Below are 20087 nucleotides of genomic sequence, written 5' to 3'. Positions count from 1 at the left end.
TCCTTACTTCGCGGCCAGCTTGGCGGCCGGCGCGGTCTCGGCGACGTTGTGTACCAGGTCGCCGTCGTTGAGGAAGCCGGCGCCGCGCACCACCACTTGCGTGTCGGCGGTCAGGCCGCCCAGCACCTCGATGCGGTCGCCCAGGCGGCGGCCCGGCTGCACCTTGATCTGGCTGACATGCTGGTCGGCGTTGAGGCGGAACACGAAGCTGAAGCCGTCGCGCACGACGATGGCTTGCTGCGGCACCGTCATCGCCTCCGACGTGCCCAGCTCGAACTGGCCGCTGGCGAACATGCCGGCCTTGAACGGCGCGTCCTTGCTGCCGGCGTTGGCCGGCAGGTCGACGTAGACCAGCGCGGAGCGGGTCTGCGCGTCGACGGTCGGCGCGATCATGCGCACCTTGCCGGTCACTTCGCTGCCGTTGGCGGCCTTGACGACGGCGCCGGTGCCGGTCTTCAGGTTGCGCAGGTCGGCGGCCACCACTTCGGCGCGCCATTCCAGGCGACCCTGGCGGATCATGCGGAACAATTCCGTGCCGGGGCCGGAGACCGCGCCGACGGTGGCAGTACGCGCCGAGATTACGCCGCTGTCCGGCGCCACGACTTTCGTATATTTGAGGCGCAGCTGCTGGCTGGCCAGCGCCGCCTTGGCCGAGGCGATGCGGGCGTTGGCGGTTTGCTCGGCCGTGGTGTACTGGCTGATCTGCTGCGCGCTCAGGGCGCCGGTGTTTTGCAGCGTGCGCGCGCGGGCGGCGTTGGCGACGGCGTCGGCGGCGTTGGCTTCGGCTTCCTGCACGGCGGCCTTGGCCTGCGCCACGTCGGCGTTGACCGTATCGGCCGAGAACACGGCCAGCACGTCGCCGGCCTTGACCACGTCGCCGACGTTGACGCGCACTTCGGTCAGGCGCAAGCCGTTCGATTCGCTGCTGACGCTCGCTTCCTGCCAGGCGGCGACGTTGCCGTTGGCGGCCAGTTTGATCGGCAGGCGCGCGGCCGACGGCTTGGTGGTGGTGACGGTCAGCGCCGGCTTGGCGGTTTCCGCCTTCTTGTCGTCGGCGGCCTGGGTGGCGGACGGGTAGAACGCCATGCCGGCGCCGCCGATGACGAATACGGCCAGCAGTGCGTAGGCGACCGGTTTCAGATTGGTTTTCAGGTTTTTCATGATGGCTCTTACTTATTGTGGGTTGGCGCTGGTGCTGGCGATGGCGGGGGCGCCGTCGGTCGGGGCGGTCCAGCCGCCGCCGGCGGCGCGGTACAGCGCTACCCAGGCGGCGCTGCGTTCGCGCTGCAGGTTGATGACGGTTTGTTCGGCGGCCAGGCGGGTGCGGCGCGCGTCTTCCAGTTCGAACAGGCTGGCAAGGCCGTTCTTGTAGCGGTCTTCCACGGCGGTGAAGTTGACGCGGTAGCCTTGCAGCGCGGCCTGGGCGTCGCCGGCGCGTTCGCCGGTGGCGTCCAGGTTGACCAGCGCCTGTTCCACTTCGCTCACGGCCTGGCGCACGGTGGCGCGGTAGCTGGAGACGGCGGCGTCGTAGCGGGCGCTGGCCGCGTCGACGTTGGCGCGGCGCTTGCCGGCGTCGAAGATCGGCAGCGACACCGAGACCGGGCCGATGGTCCAGGTGTCGGTGCCGGTGTTGACGCCACCGGCGCGGAAGTTGCCGTAGCCGATGGAGCCGGACAAGGCCAGGCGCGGATAGCGTTGCGCCTGCGCGGAGCCGACATCGGCGCTGGCGGCCGTCACTTCGCGTTCGGCGGTGAAGACGTCGGGCCGCTGGCTCAGCGTGCGTGCCGGCAGTTCGGCGATGGCGATCGATGGCGCGCTGGCGGCGGCGCCGGCGGCTGCCGAGAGTGAGGCGGCAGGCGCCGCGGCCAGCTTGCCGCGCAGCTCAGGTTCGCCGATGGCGGTCAGCGCCACCAGCGCCTTGACGTTGACGTCGCAGGCGGCGCGCTGGGTGATGTAGCGGTTGTTGCCGTCGGCCGCGCTGGCGCGCGCCAGCGCCAGGCTGGCCGGCGACTGGAAGCCCGCCTTGGCGCTCAACTCCGTCAGGCGCGCGGTGTCGCTGCGCGATGCGGCGTCCTGCTTGGCCACGGCCAGCAGCTGCTCGCAGGCGCGCAGGCCGTAGTATTGGTTGGCCACTTCGGCCGCCACCGAGACGCGGGCGTCGTGCCAGCCGGCGTGGGCGCTGTCCAGGCGCGCTTGCGCGGCGTCGCGCGCGGCGCGGTTGCCGCCGAACAGATCGATCTCCCACGAGGCCTGCAGGGCCGCCTGCGAGGTGGTCCCCATCGGCAGCGTCGATTGCTGGTTGGAGCGGCTGGCGTTGACCGAGGCGTCCAGCGACGGCGCCAGCGCGGCGCCCGCAGCCACGCGCTCGGCGCGCGACTGCGCGATGCGCGAGCCGGCCGTGGCGATGGTCGGGCTGACCGCCTGCGCCGATTCGATCAGCTGCACCAACAGCGCGTCGGCCTGGCGGCTCCACCAGCTGGCCAGGTCGGCCTGGCTGCCGTTGTGGGGTAAGGGCGCCTGCCACTGCTGGGGCGCCAGCGCGGCCACGTGCGGCGCTGGCGCCTGCGTGGCGCAGGCGCTGAGCGCCGCGACGACGGCCAGTGCCGCCGCCCGTAAGAATATCGTCATGCTTTTCCTTTTTGAAGTTTGGATTTCTCGGCCAGCACCATGGCTTCGGCAAAGCCGACCAGGTACTGCCCCCAGCTGTCTATCGCTTCCGGCGTGGCCAGCAGATGCGGCGTGATCGAGGCGATGATGTCGCGTCCGACCATGAGCTGCACGGCCATGCCGGCCAGGGCATAGGCCAGCCGATGCACGTCGTCGGTGGGCTGCTCCAGTCCCAGGTGACGGCTTAACGCACCGACCATCGCCAAGTGTTCCGGCTTGATGTTGTTATCGATTTCCTGCTGCCACAGCCCGGTCGGTTCCAGCATCTCCCGGTAAAACAAACGCAGGAACAATTGCGCGTCCTGGCCATCCGCCATCAGCGGCGCCAGCATCTGCTGGTAGAAGCCCTCCAGCGTTTGTCGCAGCGTGAAATGCGGCTGGGCGAACAGCGCGATATTGTCCGGCTCCGGCTGGCACATGAAGCTGAAGCAGGCCTGGTACAGCCCCGCCTTGTCGCCGAAGTAGTAGCTGATCGCGGCGACGTTGGCGTTGGCCGCCTGGGCGATCTCGCGGGTCGAGGTTTTGGAAAAGCCCTGCGCGGCGAACAGGCGCATGGCCGCGTGCAGCAGCCGCTCGCGCGACTGCTCGCCGTCCGAACGTGGCTTGCGGCCGTCGTCGGCGGGCTGGCTGGTATCGATGGAAGTGGGTTTGGCGTTCATGGGCGGCATTACAACACACAATTTAAACGATTGATATAACTAAATCAGTTGTTTAATTTATTTGTGAACGAATGCTAACCTCCGCTTACAACCGATACATGGCAGTCGTTTAAGACCCGGCAATATTGCGTTATAAAGTAAATATATTTTTCGACAGGAGCGCCGTCATGAACTTCTACCGCTGGATCGCCGTGGCCGCAGTGGCCGCCTCCGCCGCTTCCGCCGCCGTCATGGCGGCCGAGCCGCTGACGCCGCAGCAGGCCGCCGCCCATGTGCTGAACCGCATCGGCTACGGCCCCAAGCCGGGCGACATCGAGCGGGTGACGCAGATGGGCGTGCAGCGCTACATCGATACGCAGCTCGCGGCCGGCGCGCCGCTGCCGCCGGCGTTGAGCGCACGCCTGGCCAGCCTGGACGCGGTGCAGCAACCGGCCGGCGTGGTGATGCGGCGCTTCCTGGAAGTGCGCGCGATGGCGAAGGACGAATCGGACGGCGACAAGGCCAGGCGCCGCGAAGTGGTCACCGCCATCGCGCAGCAGACGGCGGAGGCGCGCATCGCCCGCGCGGTCGACAGCCCGAACCAGCTGGAAGAGGTGATGGTCGATTTCTGGTTCAATCACTTCAACGTCTTCGCCGGCAAGGGCGTCGACCGCGCGCTGATCGCCAGCTACGAGCGCGACGCGATCCGTCCTTACGCGCTGGGGAATTTCCGCGACCTGCTGGGCGCCACCGCGCATCATCCGGCCATGCTGTACTACCTGGACAACTGGGTCTCGACCGCCAACGGCTACATCCCACGCGGGAAAAAGCAGGGCGGCCAGAAAGCCAAGAGCAGCGGCCTGAATGAAAACTATGCGCGCGAGCTGATGGAGCTGCACACCATGGGCGTCGACAGCGGTTACACGCAGAAGGACGTGACCGAGCTGGCGCGCATGCTGACCGGCTGGACCTACGACAACCGCGAGCTGGTTACGCGCAACCGCACCTTCGCCTTCGACGCCGCGCGCCACGACCGCGACGACAAGGTCTGGCTGGGTCGCCGCATCAAGGCCGGCGGCCAGGAGGAGGGCGAGTACGCGCTGGACGTGCTGGCGATGCTGCCGGCCACCGCGCATCACCTGAGCTTCCAGCTGGCGCAGTACTTCGTGCAGGACCAGCCGCCACCGGCGCTGGTGGACCGCATGGCCAAGAGCTACATCGACAGCAAGGGCGACATCCGCAGCGTGCTGCGCACCCTGTTCGCCAGCGCCGAGTTCATGGCGCCGGAAGCGGTGGGGGCGAAGTTCAAGACGCCGTATCAATACGTGATCTCGGCCGCGCGCGCCAGCGACACGGCGCCGTCGGACATCAAGCAAACGCTGGGCGTGCTGACCCGCCTCGGCATGCCGCTGTACGGCTGCCAGACGCCGGACGGCTACAAGAACACGCAAGACGCCTGGCTCAATCCCGATGCGCTGAGCCGCCGCATCGCCTTCGCCACCCAGCTGGCGCCCACGCTGGACGTGCAGGCTTTGCAGGCGACGCTGGCCGGTTCGATTTCGGCCAGGACGCAGGGCGCGGTCGCCGGCAGCCCGCCGCCGCTGCGCGCGGCCATGCTGCTGGGTAGTCCCGATTTCATGCAGCGCTAATCATCGTCTGGAGACCATCATGCAACGCAGAGACTTCCTCAACACGCTGGCCGCCGGCGCCGGCCTGGTGATACCGCTGGGCCGCCACGCCTGGGCCGCGACGGCCGCGACGTCGGCCACGGCGGGCGCCGACGCCACCGGCCGCAAGCTGATCGTCATCATGCTGCGCGGTGCGGTGGACGGCTTGAACGTGGTGGCGCCGGTGGCCGACGCCAACTACGCGCGCCTGCGTCCGACCATCGCGCTGGCCAAGCCGGGCGACGACAACGGCGCGCTCAATCTCGACGGCTATTTCGGCCTGCATCCGGCGCTGGCGCCGCTGCTGCCGTTGTGGGAGCAGAAGAAGCTGGCCTTTGTCCACGCCAGCGGTTCGCCGGACGCCACCCGTTCCCACTTCGACGCGCAGGACTACATGGAATCGGCCACGCCCGGCGTCAAGAGCACGGCGGACGGCTGGATGAACCGGCTGGTGGCGACGCTGCCCGGCGTCGCCACGCCGACCCGCGCGCTGAGCATCGGCCCGGTCATGCCGCGCATCCTGTCTGGCCATGCGGCGGCGGTCAACCTGGCCAACGGCGCGGCTGGCACCAAGGCCAATGTGCTGGACCGGCCGGCGGTGAGCAAGGCCTTCGACCAGCTGTACGCGGACAACGCGCGCTTCGGCGCCGCCTACCAGCAGGGCCAGGACGCGCACAAGGAAGTGATGGACGCGGCGGCCGGCAAGATGGTCGGCGGCGGCATGGGGGGCATGGGCGGCGGCGGGATGTCGGCCGAGATGCAGGCGGCCAACGGCGGCGCGCCTTTGCCCAACGGCTTCCCCGACGATGCGGCGCGGCTGGCGGCGCTGATGCGCAACGATCCGAATATCCAGCTGGCCTTCGTGGCGCTGGGTGGCTGGGACACGCACGCCAGCCAGGGCGCGGCGCGCGGGCAGCTGGCCAACCGCTTGCAGCCGTTGGGGCAAGGCCTGGCGGTGCTGGCGCAGCGACTGGGACCGCTGTTCGAGCAGACCACCATCGTGGTGATGTCGGAGTTCGGCCGCACCGCGCGCGAGAACGGCAACGGCGGCACCGACCATGGGCATGGCAACGTGATGTGGGTACTGGGCGGTGGCGTCAACGGCGGCAAGGTGCTGGGCGAGTGGCGCGGCGTCGGCGACGCCGAGTTGAACGAAGGCCGCGACCTGCCGGTGACGACCGACTTTCGCAGCGTGCTGGCGGCGATCGCCGAGCGCCATCTGCGCTTGAGCGACAGGCAGCTGGTGCAGGTGTTCCCGTCGCTGCCGCGCGGCGCCAGGCTCGATCTGCTGCGTGCTTAAAAGCACGGGGGTCAGATCTGACATTCGGACACGGCCTCGGCCGTAGAAAGCAGATACGGCAGAGGCCGTGTCCGAATGTCAGATCTGACCCCCATGAAAAAGGGCAAAAAAACGCCCGCTACCTTGACGGTGCGGGCTGAATTCCAATGTTCAGCGAACGGTTGGAGGAGACAGTTCCAACTATATGCCTGTTCATGTTGCGGTGCAATACCGTAGAACTACGGTGTCTAAGCTTCTACAGTATAAAAAAGTCAAACTTTATGCGGCAGCGCCAGCGTGAACGTGCTGCCCTGGCCGAAATCGCTCTTGAAGAACAGCGAGCCGCCGATCAGGTTGGCCAGGTTCTGGCACAGGTACAGGCCCAGGCCCGCGCCTTCGGCGTGGCGGGTCGAGGTGGAGTCGAGCTGCGAGAAGGCCTGGAACAATTTGGCCTGGTCTTCCTCGCGGATGCCGGCGCCGCTGTCGGCCACCGCGAATTCGACGATGTCGCGGCCCTCGCCGGCGCGCTTGGCCAGCGTGACCCGGACCTTGCCGGTCTCGGTGAACTTGATCGCGTTGTTGGCCAGGTTGAGCAGGATCTGCGTCAGCGCGCGGCGGTCGGTCTCCAGCACGATGGCTTCGTCGACCAGCTCCACTTCCAGCTCCAGTCCCTTTTGCAGCGCCAGCGGGCGCAGCGTGTCGACCACGTCGTTGACCAGGTGCTGGCACTGCACGGTCTCCAGCTCCAGCGTGACCTTGCCCGCTTCGATCTTGGCCACGTCCAGGATGTCGTTGATCAGCGAGAGCAGGTGGCGCGCGCTGGTGCGGATGGTGTTGAGCTGCTTGTCCTGCTCCGGATTGAGCGGTCCGGGAAGCTTCATCAGCAGCGCGCCGGTGAAGCCGATGATGGCGTTGAGCGGCGTGCGCAGCTCGTGCGACATGTTGGCGATGAAGGCCGATTTCATCCGGCTCGCCTCGGCCAGCTCCAGGTTCTTCAGCGCGATCTCGCGGTTGATGGTTTCCAGCTCGCCGGCATGGTGCGCCAGCCGCATATTCAGTTCGATCACCTGGCGTTCGCGCGCCTGCAGCTCGCTGTTGACCTGCACCGCCTGTTCGTAGGTGGAGATCAAGAGGTCGAGGATCTGCTGGCGCTCGGCGTTGATGAAGTGCTTCTGGTCGCCCAGGTACAGGGCGATGCCGATCTCCATGTTCTGGTTCTTGCGCAGCTTCTGGTTCATCAGCATGTGGCCGATGCGGTTGAGCAGGTAGTCTTCGGCGTAGGGCTTGCGGATGAAATTGTCGGCGCCGCACTCGATGCCGCGGATGATGTCCTTGGGGTCCATCAGCGACGTCACCAGGATCACCGGGATGTCGCGCAGCTCGGGGTCGGCCTTGATGGCGCGGCACAGCGTGTAGCCGTCCATCTCCGGCATCACGATATCGGACAGCACCAGGTGTGGCTTGCGCTCGCGGATCGCATCGAGCGCCAGCTGGCCGTTGCCGGCCACGCGGGCGCCGTAACGCATCGACTGGATCAGGCGGCGCAGGCGTTCGGCCTGGGTCGGGCTGTCTTCGACGATGAGGATTTCGATTTCGTCGGGCTGAATTTCGTAGCTGGTGTCCACTGGCCACCCTCCTGAATGCGTATATTGGCTGTTGTGACTATATCGGATTTAATCCTTCAGGGGGGACTTTCCTGCCCTTGGAAACCGCCGGCGCGCCAGGTCAGCACCAGCGTATCGCGGTGGCCGTGCTCTCCCAGCGGCTGGATCGGCGTCGATTCGTGGATCACGGCGGCGTCGTCGAGCAGCAGCATGGTCCACGGCTCGGTCATGGTGAAGCGCTTGCCGTTCGGCCCATCGGCTTCAAAAATGCGAGTCTCTCCGCCCTTGATCTGTTCACGGCCGATCAGCAGCACGGCGACGAAGTCGACGCCGTCGCGGTGCGCGCCCTCCGGCGTCGGCCGGCCGATGCCGTCGGTGGTGTCGATGCGGAACTGGTGCGCCTCGACGTACCACGGGTCGCTGCTGCGCCGCACTGCGCTGCACAACTGGCCGATGCCGCGCACCAGCGCCTGCCAGGCCGGCTGCGCCACGGTGGCCGCCTGCATCGGTTCGAACAGGCGGTTCATGCCGCCGTGCAGGGCGTTGTATTCCAGCGGCTGCCAGTGGGCGCGGTGCGCGGTTTGCGTCAGCTCGGCGCCGTTCTGGACGAAGCAGGAATGGCGGCGGCGCCGATAGCGGCCGCCGTCCTTCAGGTAGTTGTCCAGTTCCAGCGCGTCCCAGCTGGGGATCAGCGCGTTCAGCGCGGCCAGCGGCACGCCGGCCAGCGCCGCCACGTCCTGCGGCGGCATGACCGCGTAGCCGTCCTTGCGCAGCGCGTCGGCCACATGGAGGGGATGGGTGTAGATCGGGTTGGAGGTCGTCATCGGCTCTCTCAGCTGGCGGACATCAGGCTGGCGCGCAGCGCGTTCAGCTGCTGCTTCATGCCGACCACTTCATCGAGCGTGCACTTGGTCGCTTGCAGGATGGACGGCGGCAGCTTGGCCGCCTCGTGGCGCAGCGCGTCGCCGTGCGGCGTCAGCGTGATGATGACCTGGCGCTCGTCGCTGGCGGCGCGGGTGCGGGTCAGCAGCTCGGCCGCCTCCATGCGCTTGAGCAGCGGCGTCAAGGTGGCCGAATCGAGGAACAGGCGCTCGCCGACCTCCGACACGGTCAGCTCGTTTTTCTCCCACAGCACCATCATCACCAGGTACTGCGAATAGGTCAGGCCGAGGCCGCGCAACAGTTTGCGGTACAACTTGCTCATCGCCAGCGAGGTCGAATACAGCGCGAAGCAGAGCTGGCCGTCCAGCTGGGGTACGGCCGAGGCGACGGCGGAAAGGGCGGGGGGTGTTTTGGTATCCATGCCCACAGTATAGGTAGTGCACTATACAATTGCAAGCTAGCCGAGAAAAAATGTTTTGCGGGAAAATTCCGTCGGCGGTTATCATCTATCATGCTAGCGATACAGACCAATCCCGGGGAGTAGTGGCGGATGAACATCAAAAAGGCCATCGTGCTGGTCGTCGACGAGGCGCCGGACAACCTGATCTTGATGCATGGGCTGCTGCAGGACCAGTACGAGGTCAAGCTGGCCAACAACGGCGGCGCGGCGCTGGCCATCATGCAGCAGGTGCCGCGTCCGCACCTGGTGGTGCTGGACACGGCGCTGCCGGAAATCGACGGCTACAGCGTGTGCCAGCAGCTCAAGTCCAGCCCGGATACGGCCGACATTCCCGTCATCTTCCTGCAAGGCCAGGCCGACGAGGCGCGCGCCCTGGTCGAAGGCGGCGCCGACGTGGTGCTCAAGCCTATCGTCGGCGAGGTGCTGCGCGCGCGGGTCGACACCCATCTGCAACTGCGCCACTCGCGCGAACTGCTCAAGCAGCAGCGCAACCTGCTGGAGCACGTGGTCGAGGAAGTCACGGCGGAACTGAGCCAGATGCTCGACGCGATGATCTGGGCGCTGGCCTCGCTGGCCGAGACGCGCGAATACGAAACCGCCAACCACCTGCGCCGCGTGCAGCACTACGTGGCCGCGCTGGGGCGCCAGCTACAATCGCACAAGCGCTTCGAGGAGGAGCTGAGCGAGGCCAATATCAAGTCGCTGTTCAAGGCCGCGCCGCTGCACGACATCGGCAAGGTGTCGATCCCGGACGCCATCCTGCTCAAGCCGGACCGCCTGACGGACGAGGAATTCGCCGTCATGAAGCTGCACACCGTGTACGGGCGCGACGCCATCGCCAACGTCGAGCACCATCTGGGCTACACCAACACCTTCCTGCGCTACGCGCGCGAGATCACGTATTCGCACCAGGAGAAGTACGACGGCTCCGGCTATCCGCAAGGCCTGGTGGGCGACGCGATCCCGATGTCGGCGCGGCTGATGGCGGTGGCCGACGTCTACGACGCGCTCATCTCCAAGCGGGTCTACAAGCCGGCCTTCACCCACGAGACGGCGATGGAGATGATACGGCAAGGCAGCGGCGAGCATTTCGATCCCGACGTGGTCGACGCCATGCTGACCATCGAGGAAGAGTTCATGGCGATCGCCGAGCGGTACAGCGATCACGCGCCGGGCGCCGCGGCGCCGGACATCGCGGCCTAGAACAGGACGCCATATGAAACGATCGCGCGGCTACCTGGCGTTCTTTCTTGGCATATTCCTCACGGCCGCGACCTGCTATTTCGTGGTGGTGACGCAGCGCCAGCAGGTGCAGGCGAACTTCCAGCGCGATGCCGACAAGGTGGCGCGCGACGCCGAGGTACGGCTGCAAACCTATTTCGACGTGCTGCTCGGTATCAAGGCCATGTACGCGCTGGAGGACCGCATCGACCGCGGACGCTTTCACCGCTTCGTGGCGGAGCTCAAGCTGGACCGGCGCTATCCGGGCTTCCAGGCGATCCAGTTCGTGCGGGTGGTGCCGGCTGCGCAGCTGGCCGCGTTCAGCGCCGCCGTCAGGGGCGATACCGCTATCGCGGCCGGCGGCTATCCGGATTTCCAGGTGCACCCGGCCAGCGCCCGCAGCCCGCACTACATCATCGAATACACCGAACCGCTGAAGGGCAACGAGAACGCCTTCGGCCTGGACCTGGGGGCGCTGCCGCCGCACCTGAAGGCGCTGGAGCTGGGCCGCGACACCGGCGAGATCGTCGCCACCGAGCGCATCACGCTGGTGCAGGACGCCAGCGGCCAGCCGGGCTTCGTCGCGCGCGCGCCGGTCTACCGCGCCGGGCTGCCCTTGCAGACGGCCGAGCAACGGCAGGCCGCGCTGTTCGGTTTTGTCGCCATCGTTTTCCGCGTCAACACGCTGATGCGCGAGGTGATCGATGCGCCGCTGCTGGAGCATATGCGGGTGCGCATCGGCGACGACGGCTACTACGACAGCAAGGACGCGCCGCCATCCGGCGCCGACGCGCTGCTCTACGACAGCGCCAGCCTGGCCGCGATCCGCCAGCCGCGCGGCGCCCCGCTGGAAGGGCTGGCGTCGCAGAAGGCGCTGATAGTGGGGCAGCGCCGCTGGCAGTTGCGCATCGAGGGATATGGCGGCGCGCGCTACAGCAGTTCGCCGCTGCCGGTGCTGCTGATCGGCGTGGTGGGCCTGATCATCAGCGCGCTGATCGCGGCCTTGCTGGTGTCGACCCGGCGCGTGATCGACGCCAAGCACGGGCTGGAATACAGCCTGGCCGAACTGGAACGGCAGAAGAGCAATGTGGAGCAGGCGCGCAGCGATCTGTCGGTGGTGGCCGAGACGCTGAAGCAGGCGCAGACCAATCTGCTGACGTCGGAGAAGATGGCGTCGCTGGGCGCGCTGGTGGCCGGCGTGGCGCACGAGCTGAATACGCCGATCGGCAACAGCCTGCTGACCGCCAGCGCCCTGAGCGACATGGTGCGCGATTTCGAGCGGCGCCTGGCCACCGAGGGCGGCCTGAAACGCTCGGTGCTGGAGGCGCACCTGGGCGACGCCCGCAAGGCCTGCGACATCATGGGCAGCTCGCTGACGCGGGCGGCCGACCTGATCACCTCCTTCAAGCAGGTGGCGGTGGACCAGGCTAGCGGCCAGCGGCGCCGCTTCCGGCTCGACGAGGTGGTGCACGATACGCTGGCCACCTACGCGGCGCAGCTGCGGCGCAATGGGTGCGAGGTGCGCGTCGACGTGCCGCCGGGGCTGGATTTCGATTCCTATCCGGGCAGCTTGAGCCAGGTGCTGAGCAATTTGATCGGCAACGCGCTGCTGCACGGCTTCGACGGCCGCGAGAGCGGCGCCATCGTCATCGAGGCGCGGCGCGAGGAACTCGACACGGTGAAGCTGACCTTCGCCGACAACGGCGTCGGCATGTCGGCCAGCACGCTGCACAAGGTCTTCGATCCCTTCTTCACCACCAAGATGGGGCAGGGCGGTTCAGGGCTGGGGATGAATATCGTTTATAACATTGTCACCGGCATGCTGCGCGGGACCATACGGGTCGAATCCGAAGCCGGCAGGGGCACCACCGTCACGCTGGTGCTGCCGATGCGGGCGCCGGAAGGGGCGCCGCCGGAGCCGGCGCTTCAGCTCTAGGTTTCAGCTCCAGGCTTCAGCAATAGCGGCGGCGCAGCAGCTCCAGCATCGCCACGTTCAGTTCCCACGCGTTGGAGATTTCCTTCTGCGTGTAGGGCAGCGTTTGCGTGTACGGCACCGGGCCGAATTCCGGCGTCAGCGTCATGCGCTGCGCGCCGGCGGCGCGGCGCAGCCTTATCACTTCATCCCACCACGACAAGTGCGCTTCCAGTGCGGACTGCGATTCCGGCGCGCGGAAGTCGGCCACCTGCGGCCCTTGCTGGTGGCCGACGCGGGCGTGGATGTGGCGCACATGCGGCAGCGTCGCGGCCAGCGTGTGCGGCTGGTCTTCCAGCAGCGATTCGCAGGCGCAGCACCAGTGCGACAGGTCGGCCGTCAGCTGCAGTTCCGGCATCTGCTGCAAGTAGGGCAGCAGCAGCATCGGGTGGCCGCTGAAACGGCTGCGGTGGATTTCGTGCACGATGGGCACGCCGTGCTGGCGCGAGATGGCGGCCGCCAGTTCCAGCAGTTCGCGGTTCTGCGCCGGCGTGAAGTAGTCCTTGCCGGTATGCGAGTTGACGTGCAGCGGTCGGGCGGCGCAGGCGTTGTGCAGCAGCTCGGCCAGCGCGGCGCGGTGCGGTTCGAAGGTCGGGTGGAACACCGTCTCCCACTGGGCGGCGATCAGCCCCAGGCCGGCGGCGGCGATGCGGCCGGTCCAGTCCTCGCGGGCGGCGGCGTCCAGCGGCAGCGACATTTCGATGCCGTCGAAGCCGGCCTGCTTGACGCGGTCGATGAACACTTGCGGCGCCAGTTCGTTGTTGCCCCAGTGGGCGGCGAAAATCTGGACCCGCATTACAGGAAGCCCCGCACCGGGAAGGCGGCGTCGCGCTGTATCCAGTTCTGCGGCGAGTATTCGGTGGCGCCGTCGGTCACGTGCAGCGTGTAGGCGTGGCGCGAGACGGTCGAGCGGTTCGGCGCGCTGTAGTGCGGCAGCAGGCCGTGGAAGCATACCAGGCTGCCGGCCTTGCATTCGAGCGGCACGGCGGTGCTGTCGTCCGGCCAGGGCAGGTCGCTCAGTTTTTCCATGCGCACGTCGTCGCCGTTGCGCAGGAAGCGTTCGCGCATCGGACCGCGATGGCCGCCCGGCTCGGCCCACATGCAGCCGTTTTGCAGGGTGGCGTCTTCCAGCGCGAACCAGAAGGTGGTCACGCTGACCGGGTTGGTGTCGAAGTAGGTGGCGTCCTGGTGCCAGCGCACCTCGCCGCCGATGCCGGGCTGCTTGAAGATGTACATCGATTGCCATACCTGGGCGTTGGCCAGACCCAGGTCACGCGCCACGGCGGCCAGCCGCACGTCGGTGGAGAAGGCGCGGAACACCGGATCCAGGTCGTGCATGGCGTGGCCGATCTTGTTGATTGACAGCGACTTGTCCTGTTTCAGCTGGCCGTCCGGGCCGAAGGCTTCTTCCTCGAAGAAGCAGCGCACCGTATTGTCGGAGCCGAGGAAGTAGTCGTCGGTGGTCTTTTCCTGCTCGATGGTGCTGAAGATGCCGGTCCTGGCGTTCGGGTCGAATTCATTGACAATCTGCGCCGCCCGCGCGCGCAGCGCGGCGATCTCCTGCGGCGTCTTGAAGTTGGGCAGGACGATGTAGCCGTCGCGTTGGTATTGTTGTTTTTGTGCGTCTGTCAGCATGGCGGGCTCCATAGGGAGAAAATCGATGTGCCATTGTAGGCCGCGCGCAGTGGCCGGACAATCCGCAAAGGGTTGACACATTGTCTCCAAAATGAAGACAATGTGACATGGATCAATTACGGGCGATGGAGATTTTTATCGAGGTGGCGCGGCAGCGCAGCTTCAGCGAGGCGGGCCGCCGCCTGGGGCTGACGCGCGCCATGGTCAGCAAGCATATCCTGCAACTGGAGGACAAGCTGCAGGCGCGCCTGCTGCACCGCTCGACCCGCGAGGTCAGCCTGACCGACGCCGGCCAGGCCTATCTGGCGCCGTGCATGGCGACGGTGGTGCAGTCGCAGGAGGCGGCGCGGGCGCTGAGCCAGGCCACGCAGGCCGGCGCCGAACTGGCGGGACCCTTGCGGATCCAGGCGCCGTCCAGTTTCGGCAGCGAGTGGCTGGCCGACGCCGTGGCGCGCTTCAGCCTGCAGCATCCGCAGTTGTCGCCCTCGTTGTACGTGGATGACGCGCTGCTCGACCCGATCGAGCATGGTTTCGATTTGACGATACGGGTGGGCGGCATTCCGGACGTGCATGCGCTGGCCATGCGGCCGCTGGCGCCGTGCCGTGGCGTATTGTGCGCGTCGCCGGCGTACCTGGCGCGCTACGGCGTGCCGCAGGCGCCGCAGGATTTGCAGCAGCACCGCTGCCTGCACTTCAGCCACCTGACCGACGGCACGCAGTGGCATTTCGCGCGCGGCGAGGAACGGCAGTCGGTGCGGGTGCAGGCGGCGTTCACGGCGAACAATGGGCTGGTGTTGCAGCAGGCGGCGCAGCGCGGGCTGGGCATCGTCTACAACACGACCTTCCTGGCGTGGCGCGCGCTGATGGAGGGCTCGCTGGTGCCGGTGCTGGCGGACTGGGAGCTGCCGCTCAATCATCTGAGCGCGCTGTATCCGGCCAGCCGGCAACCGTCGGCCAAGGTGCGGGCGCTGATCGATTTCCTGGTGGCCGAGTACCAGCCGGTGCCGCCGTGGGACCGTGAGCTGGCGGTCGCCGGCTTGCTTGAGAGTTAACCCGCAACCCGGACGCTGGGGTCTGACCCCGTACGGGGTCAGACCCCTTTTGGCCGCAGTGCGGGGTCAGGCCACCTGCCAGGCGCCGTCGCGGTAGACCAGTTCATCGTCGAGGTAGACCGCCTCGGTCACGGCGAACACGTCGACGTGGTAGCGCGCGTCCTTGCGCTTGAATTGGGGCTTGGCGTACACGCCGTGCTTGGCGCCCAGCGACAGGTGGATGCCGCACATGCGCTCGAAGGTGCCGATGTCGTTGACCATGCAGTCGCGCGAGAAGGCGCGGTTCATGCCGAAGCCCAGTTCGCGCAGCCACACCTCGCCCTCGTGCGCGCGGATGATGGCCAGCATGTTGTCGAATTCTGGCGTGGCGTTGTCGGCGCCCACCACGCGGCCTTTTTCGACGATCAGCGTGACCGGCGTCTCAGGTTTATTGACCATGAACGAAGTGTCGCCGAACACGAAGATCCGCACCCGCCCATTGACCGCCTCCAGGTCGCGCGCCTCGGTGAACACCTCGCCCAGCGGGAACTGGCCGCCGATGTTGTTCATGCCGCTGTAGTCGCCGATATTGAGCTTGGCCGATTCGAACGGCGAGCCGAACACCAGCCGCTCGCCGTTGCCGCTGTCGACCACGCCGTGCCGGGCGCGGTCGATGCGCGCCTTGAGCGCGTGGCCGACGCCGCGGTAGTAGGCCGGATCGTAGGCCAGCGAGGCGATGTAGTGCAGCCCCTGCTCGCCCGGCATGCGCGACAGGTGCACATGCTCGATGACCTTCAGGCCGCGCTTGAACAATTCGATGCGGATGCGGAAGGCCTCCAGCCGGAAGCTGGTCGACTGGATCAGCACCACCAGGTCGCCGGCGTTCATGCGGGCGAAGGCGGCCAGCACCTGCTCCGGCGTGGTGCCGTCGAAATCGACGAAGTCGGCGTCCGGCGCCACGCGGCGGTAGGCTTCGGTCAGGGCGCGGTTGAGGTCGCTGCGGGTGTCGTAGACGATCAGCGCCGCCTGCGGGGCGGCGTGTTCGATCGCCACGGCCAGGGTGTCGCGCAGATTGCGCTCCGCCGTGTCGACCGCGTGCTCGGGGATGGCGCCGAAGCGGGAGAGGGCCGGGGCGGGAGGAGGGGACGAAGGGGGCGAAGGGGACGACGTCATGGCGCGGCGGTAAAAAGGGATCAGCCCGCATTATAAGGGCAGAAACCGCCGCATTACCCGTGGCGCCACGCCTGCACGGTTTCTCCTTGTATTGGGCAGGGACGCGAGATAGAATCACAAATATAGCCTACCAGCAACTCCGGCGATAACAACAGGAAGCGTGATGAGCGTAATAATGGGACAGGATTTGCCGCTGGAGCGACCGGACACCACCGGCCGCGCCGCGTTGTTCGTGCCGACCGCGAACATCAAGGACGACGTGCTGGAAACGGTGCGCAAAGGCGCTGCGATCGTCGGCTTCGGCAATCACGACCGCACGCTGACCATCTACTACGAAAGCAACCGCTTCAACGAGGCCAACCTGGTCAAGTGGGAGCAGAAGGCGCGCAAGGCCTTCGAGCGCCTGGCCGAGAACCTGCCGACCGTCTCCAAGATGGTGAGCCGGCCCGAGAATTTCGAACAGGTGGGCTACATCAGCAGCAAGGGCATCCTGATCCGCCGCATGGAAAAGCTGATGAAGTGGCTGGAGGCTTCCGACGCACTCGATGGCGCGCCGGAATCGGAAAACATCGTCTTCGCGCCGCCGCCCCCGCCCAAAAAGATCACCTGACAGGCCGCAGCCGCGGCGACCATGACAACGGAGAGACACACGATGAAGCATCTGTTCCAGTTCCTGTTTGCCGCCGCACTGACCCTGAGCCTGACCGGCGCCACCACGGCGCAGGACGCGCCCAAGCGCGGCACCGCCGACGAGGCGGTGGCGATGGTCAAGCGCGCCGGCGAGTATCTGCAAAAGAACGGCAAGGACAAGGCGGTGGCAGCGTTCAACGATCCCAAGGGCGAGTTCATCCAGGGCGACCTGTACGTGTTCATGTTCGACAAGGCCGGGGTGGCGCTGGCGCACGGCCAGAACGCCAAGATGGTCAACAAGAACCTGATGGAGCTGAGCGCCGGCGGCGTCTATCCGATCAAGGAGTTCCTCAAGATCGGCGCCAGCCCGGCCGGCAAGGGCTGGGTCAAGTACATGTGGCCGAACTCGATCAGCAAGAACCTCGAAGAGAAAAACACCTACGTCGAAAAAGTCGGCGACTACGTCATCGGCGTGGGCATCTACAAATAAGCCGTCTGCCGTGCGCTGCGCGCTGGCGCGGCGCTGTATGCTGTCGGAAATGTTCGATTCCTTAAGGAGACAATGATGACGGCGATGACAACGATGCGCGGCGCGGCTGCCGCGGTGGTGATGCTGGCGCTGCTGGGCGGCTGCCAGAAGAAGGATGATACGGTCGCCGGTCCGGCCGAGGCGGCGGGCCGCAGGCTAGACGAGGCCACCGACAAGGCCGGCCGCCAGCTGACCGAGGCGGCGCAACAGGCCAACCAGCAGATCACCGACGCCGCCAAGGAAACCAGCCAGCAGATCAACAAGGCCACCGACGCCGCCGGCGACAAGCTCAACCATGCCACCGAGGCGGCCGGCAAGAAGCTGGAGCAGGCCGGCGAAAAGATGCAGGAAAAAGCCCGCGAACGCGAAGCGACCAGTCCCGCCAAGTAAGCGTCAGTGGCTGGTCTTGTGGGCCGCGTGCTTGAGCGGCACCACGTTGCTGTGTTCTGATGGCGGCGGCGGCGTTTCCGGCCCGCCGCCCAGCACCACGCTCAAATCCACGAAGCCGGCGCGCCACGCGCTTTCCAGGTCCTGCTCGATCGCCTCCATCGAGGTCTGGTGGAAGTTCTCGAAGCCGCGCACGCCGTAGGCGCGGTTGCGGCCGTGCGACTTGGCCAGGTACAGCGCCATGTCGATCAGGTTGACCGCGCGCTCCCACGGCAGCGGCACGTCGGCCGGCGCCAGCGGGAACGGCGCAAAGCCCACCGACACGTTGACCGAAATCTCATGCTCCTGGTAGCGGATGATCTGCGACGAGATGCCGACCAGGATGCGGCGCGCGATCTCGTCGACGCCGTGGCGCGGGATCGTCGGCAGGAAGGCCAGGAATTCCTCGCCGCCCCAGCGCACGATCATGTCGGTCTCGCGCAGCACCACGCGCAGGTTCTCGGCGATCATCTTCAGCACGGCGTCGCCGGCGGCGTGGCCGTAGCGGTCGTTGATGTTCTTGAAGTGGTCGACATCGAGCAGGAACAGGGCGCCGACGATGTCGTCGCCGTGCAGCGTGCGCTTTTCCGCGTACGGCTTGTCGGCGTCGAGCATGTCGCGCATGAAGTCCTGGAAGTGGCGGCGGTTGTACAGCATGGTCAAGGGATCGAGCGTCGACTGCGCCTTCAGCTCCAGGTTCTTCACCTCCAGCTGGGCGTTGGCGTGCCGCACCTTGCGGTACAACAGCCCGACCACCATCGAGGCCAGCGCGAACACCAGGGCCAGCAGCCACCACACGCGCTGCTGCAGGCGGCGGTTGTCGATCTCGGCGCCCTTGACCTGGTTCTCCTTGCTCAGCAGCAGGATCTGGCGCTGCTTCTTCTCGGTCTCGTACTTGGCCTGCATCTCCAGCACCGTTTGCTGGCGCCGCTTTTCAAACAGCTCGTTCGAGATCGCCCGCTCGCGGTGGTAGGCCGACACCGCGCCCGCCAGGTCGCCCACCCGTTCCAGCGCCTCGCCGTATTCGCGCAGGGCGTCTTGCAGATCGGGCTTGTTGTTCTCCTGCTCGTAGCGCGCCATGCCGGCTTCGTACTGCTTCTTGCCCTCGGCGATGCGGCCCATGCCCAGGTAGGCCTGGCCCAGGTTGACGCGCGCGGTCGCCTCCACCGATTTGTCGTTGGTCAGCGCGGTCGAACGCAGCGACTCGTTCGCATACTGGGCCGCGCGCGGATAGTCGTGTTCTTTCAGGTAGCTGTCCGACAGGTTGACCAGGGTCACGCCTATCATGCGCTCGGCGCCCAGCTTGCGCTCCAGGTCCAGGCTTTGCAGCAGCGCGCGCAAGGCGCGCTTGGGCTGGCCGGAATCGATGGCCAGGCCGTACTCGGTGATCTTGGCGATCGCCAGCCGGCCCGGCGAGCGCAGCTTCTCGGTCTCGGTCAGCAGCTCGTCGAGCGCGGCCGAGGCCTTGTCATATTCCTTCATCTGCGTGTACAGATTGACCAGCGCGTTGAGCGCGCCGAACAGCATCACCGGATCGTCGTTGACCTGGCGCGCGATGTCGACGCCGTTCTGCAGCTTGGCCAGCGCGGCGGGGAAGTTGCCCATTTCAGCGTAGGACTGGCCGGCGGTGATGACGACCTGCGAACGCAGCGCCAGGTTGGTGCTGCTGGCCGCCATTTTTTCGGCGTCGAAGGACAGCTGGTGCGCGGCGTCGACGTCGGCGCGGTCGAACAGCACATAGCTCTTGGCCATCATGCCCTTGGCGACGATGGTGTCGTCGTGCAGGGATTTGCCGTAGGCGATGAGCTGCTCGGCGGCGGCCATGGCGGCGTCGTTTTTGCCGGCGCGCATATTGGCCACGCTCAGTTGACTCAGCAGTTCGGCCTGGGTGGCGGGCGGCGCGCCGGCCGCCTCGGTTTGCAGCGTGAGCAGCTGCTTCAGCGCCTTTTCCGGCACGAAGCGGCTTTGTTCGCGCACGTCGATGATGCGCGCGTACAGCGAGGACGGTTCGGTTTCGGCCCCGGCCAGCGCCGGCGACAGGACGAGTGCTACAGCGACCGCGATGGCACGCGGTCTGGCGCGGACTAGCCACCCATCATTTGTAAAACCTGCCAACTGACGCTCCCGGTTGTCGACTGCGCATGCAAAGTGTCTAGACAATTATATTCTTGTTGCAGACGAGAAAGCCCTTGAAATTGCGATTTTTCACGCAAAATCGCACACTATTCGTGGCGTTGTTGGCAATAAAGTGATCGATATTGCCACTTGGGTGC

Annotated in this window: 18 protein-coding genes; 8 read left to right on the top strand and 10 right to left on the bottom strand. The window is 66.6% G+C overall.

Features of this window, described 5'->3' with window-relative positions:
- Positions 1-3: 3 nt before the first annotated feature.
- From RUGAMON1_RS07565 to RUGAMON1_RS07555, 3 genes are read right to left on the bottom strand one after another with little or no spacing between them, the layout of a single operon-like run.
- The gene (locus RUGAMON1_RS07565; RefSeq protein WP_445229930.1) at positions 4-1161 is read right to left on the bottom strand and encodes an efflux RND transporter periplasmic adaptor subunit; all 1158 of its coding nucleotides are present in this window, start codon (positions 1159-1161) and stop codon (positions 4-6) included.
- A 12-nt stretch (positions 1162-1173) separates the two neighbouring features.
- On the bottom strand, positions 1174-2628 hold the full coding sequence (locus RUGAMON1_RS07560) for an efflux transporter outer membrane subunit (RefSeq protein ID WP_445229929.1): 1455 nt from the start codon (positions 2626-2628) through the stop codon (positions 1174-1176).
- Positions 2625-3326, bottom strand: coding sequence for a CerR family C-terminal domain-containing protein (locus RUGAMON1_RS07555; protein ID WP_445229928.1), 702 nt, complete (start codon positions 3324-3326; stop codon positions 2625-2627). Before RUGAMON1_RS07555 ends, RUGAMON1_RS07560 begins: the two co-directional genes overlap by 4 nt.
- A gap of 167 nt (positions 3327-3493) precedes the next feature.
- Between RUGAMON1_RS07555 and RUGAMON1_RS07550 the strand changes: the two genes are divergently transcribed.
- Both RUGAMON1_RS07550 and RUGAMON1_RS07545 read left to right on the top strand, forming a co-directional pair.
- Positions 3494-4954, top strand: coding sequence for a DUF1800 domain-containing protein (locus tag RUGAMON1_RS07550; protein WP_445229927.1), 1461 nt, complete (start codon positions 3494-3496; stop codon positions 4952-4954).
- Between the two features lie 19 nt (positions 4955-4973).
- Positions 4974-6272, top strand: coding sequence for a DUF1501 domain-containing protein (locus RUGAMON1_RS07545; protein ID WP_445229926.1), 1299 nt, complete (start codon positions 4974-4976; stop codon positions 6270-6272).
- Positions 6273-6523: 251 nt separating this feature from the next.
- On the opposite strand, the gene RUGAMON1_RS07540 is transcribed toward RUGAMON1_RS07545, so the two are convergent.
- From RUGAMON1_RS07540 to RUGAMON1_RS07530, 3 genes are read right to left on the bottom strand one after another with little or no spacing between them, the layout of a single operon-like run.
- Entirely contained in the window at positions 6524-7876 is a 1353-nt protein-coding gene (locus RUGAMON1_RS07540; protein WP_445229925.1) for a hybrid sensor histidine kinase/response regulator, read from the bottom strand.
- Between the two features lie 56 nt (positions 7877-7932).
- Positions 7933-8679, bottom strand: a complete 747-nt coding sequence (locus RUGAMON1_RS07535; protein ID WP_445229924.1) for a 2OG-Fe dioxygenase family protein — start codon at positions 8677-8679, stop codon at positions 7933-7935.
- An 8-nt stretch (positions 8680-8687) separates the two neighbouring features.
- Positions 8688-9158 (bottom strand): MarR family winged helix-turn-helix transcriptional regulator, encoded by a 471-nt coding sequence (locus RUGAMON1_RS07530; protein WP_445229923.1) that lies wholly within the window; start codon positions 9156-9158, stop codon positions 8688-8690.
- 129 nt (positions 9159-9287) lie between these two features.
- On the opposite strand from RUGAMON1_RS07530, the gene RUGAMON1_RS07525 reads away from it, so the two are divergent.
- Together RUGAMON1_RS07525 and RUGAMON1_RS07520 are read left to right on the top strand one after the other, a co-directional pair.
- Positions 9288-10400, top strand: coding sequence for an HD-GYP domain-containing protein (locus tag RUGAMON1_RS07525; RefSeq protein WP_445229922.1), 1113 nt, complete (start codon positions 9288-9290; stop codon positions 10398-10400).
- 13 nt (positions 10401-10413) lie between these two features.
- The gene (locus tag RUGAMON1_RS07520) at positions 10414-12354 is read left to right on the top strand and encodes a CHASE domain-containing protein (protein WP_445229921.1); all 1941 of its coding nucleotides are present in this window, start codon (positions 10414-10416) and stop codon (positions 12352-12354) included.
- A 16-nt stretch (positions 12355-12370) separates the two neighbouring features.
- On the opposite strand, the gene RUGAMON1_RS07515 is transcribed toward RUGAMON1_RS07520, so the two are convergent.
- A complete protein-coding gene (locus RUGAMON1_RS07515) occupies positions 12371-13186 on the bottom strand; it encodes a TIM barrel protein (RefSeq protein ID WP_445229920.1) in 816 nt (271 codons plus the stop codon).
- Complete coding sequence (locus RUGAMON1_RS07510; protein ID WP_445229919.1) at positions 13186-14025, bottom strand: phytanoyl-CoA dioxygenase family protein; 840 nt, start codon at positions 14023-14025, stop codon at positions 13186-13188. Before RUGAMON1_RS07510 ends, RUGAMON1_RS07515 begins: the two co-directional genes overlap by 1 nt.
- Before the next feature lie 107 nt (positions 14026-14132).
- On the opposite strand from RUGAMON1_RS07510, the gene RUGAMON1_RS07505 reads away from it, so the two are divergent.
- Complete coding sequence (locus RUGAMON1_RS07505) at positions 14133-15077, top strand: LysR family transcriptional regulator (protein ID WP_445229918.1); 945 nt, start codon at positions 14133-14135, stop codon at positions 15075-15077.
- A 66-nt stretch (positions 15078-15143) separates the two neighbouring features.
- Here RUGAMON1_RS07505 and RUGAMON1_RS07500 read toward each other — a convergent pair whose 3' ends face one another.
- A complete protein-coding gene (locus RUGAMON1_RS07500; RefSeq protein ID WP_445229917.1) occupies positions 15144-16229 on the bottom strand; it encodes a M29 family metallopeptidase in 1086 nt (361 codons plus the stop codon).
- A 163-nt stretch (positions 16230-16392) separates the two neighbouring features.
- On the opposite strand from RUGAMON1_RS07500, the gene RUGAMON1_RS07495 reads away from it, so the two are divergent.
- The 3 genes from RUGAMON1_RS07495 to RUGAMON1_RS07485 all read left to right on the top strand — a co-directional run bounded on the left by RUGAMON1_RS07495 (position 16393) and on the right by RUGAMON1_RS07485 (position 17778).
- A complete protein-coding gene (locus tag RUGAMON1_RS07495) occupies positions 16393-16839 on the top strand; it encodes a hypothetical protein (RefSeq protein ID WP_445229916.1) in 447 nt (148 codons plus the stop codon).
- A 42-nt stretch (positions 16840-16881) separates the two neighbouring features.
- Positions 16882-17349 carry a cache domain-containing protein gene (locus RUGAMON1_RS07490; RefSeq protein ID WP_445229915.1) on the top strand — a complete coding sequence of 156 codons (468 nt, stop codon included), beginning with the start codon at positions 16882-16884 and terminating at the stop codon, positions 17347-17349.
- A gap of 75 nt (positions 17350-17424) precedes the next feature.
- Entirely contained in the window at positions 17425-17778 is a 354-nt protein-coding gene (locus tag RUGAMON1_RS07485) for an apolipophorin (RefSeq protein WP_445229914.1), read from the top strand.
- A 3-nt stretch (positions 17779-17781) separates the two neighbouring features.
- Here the strand turns inward: RUGAMON1_RS07485 and RUGAMON1_RS07480 are convergent, their stop codons facing one another.
- Positions 17782-19929, bottom strand: a complete 2148-nt coding sequence (locus RUGAMON1_RS07480) for a tetratricopeptide repeat-containing diguanylate cyclase (RefSeq protein WP_445229913.1) — start codon at positions 19927-19929, stop codon at positions 17782-17784.
- Positions 19930-20087: the final 158 nt, after the last annotated feature.

Source organism: Duganella rhizosphaerae, from assembly GCF_040364205.1.
GTDB classification, from domain to species: Bacteria; Pseudomonadota; Gammaproteobacteria; order Burkholderiales; family Burkholderiaceae_D; genus Rugamonas; species Rugamonas rhizosphaerae.
The sequence above is the reverse complement of the archived record's forward strand: the minus strand, read 5'-3'. Positions and strand labels throughout refer to the sequence as shown.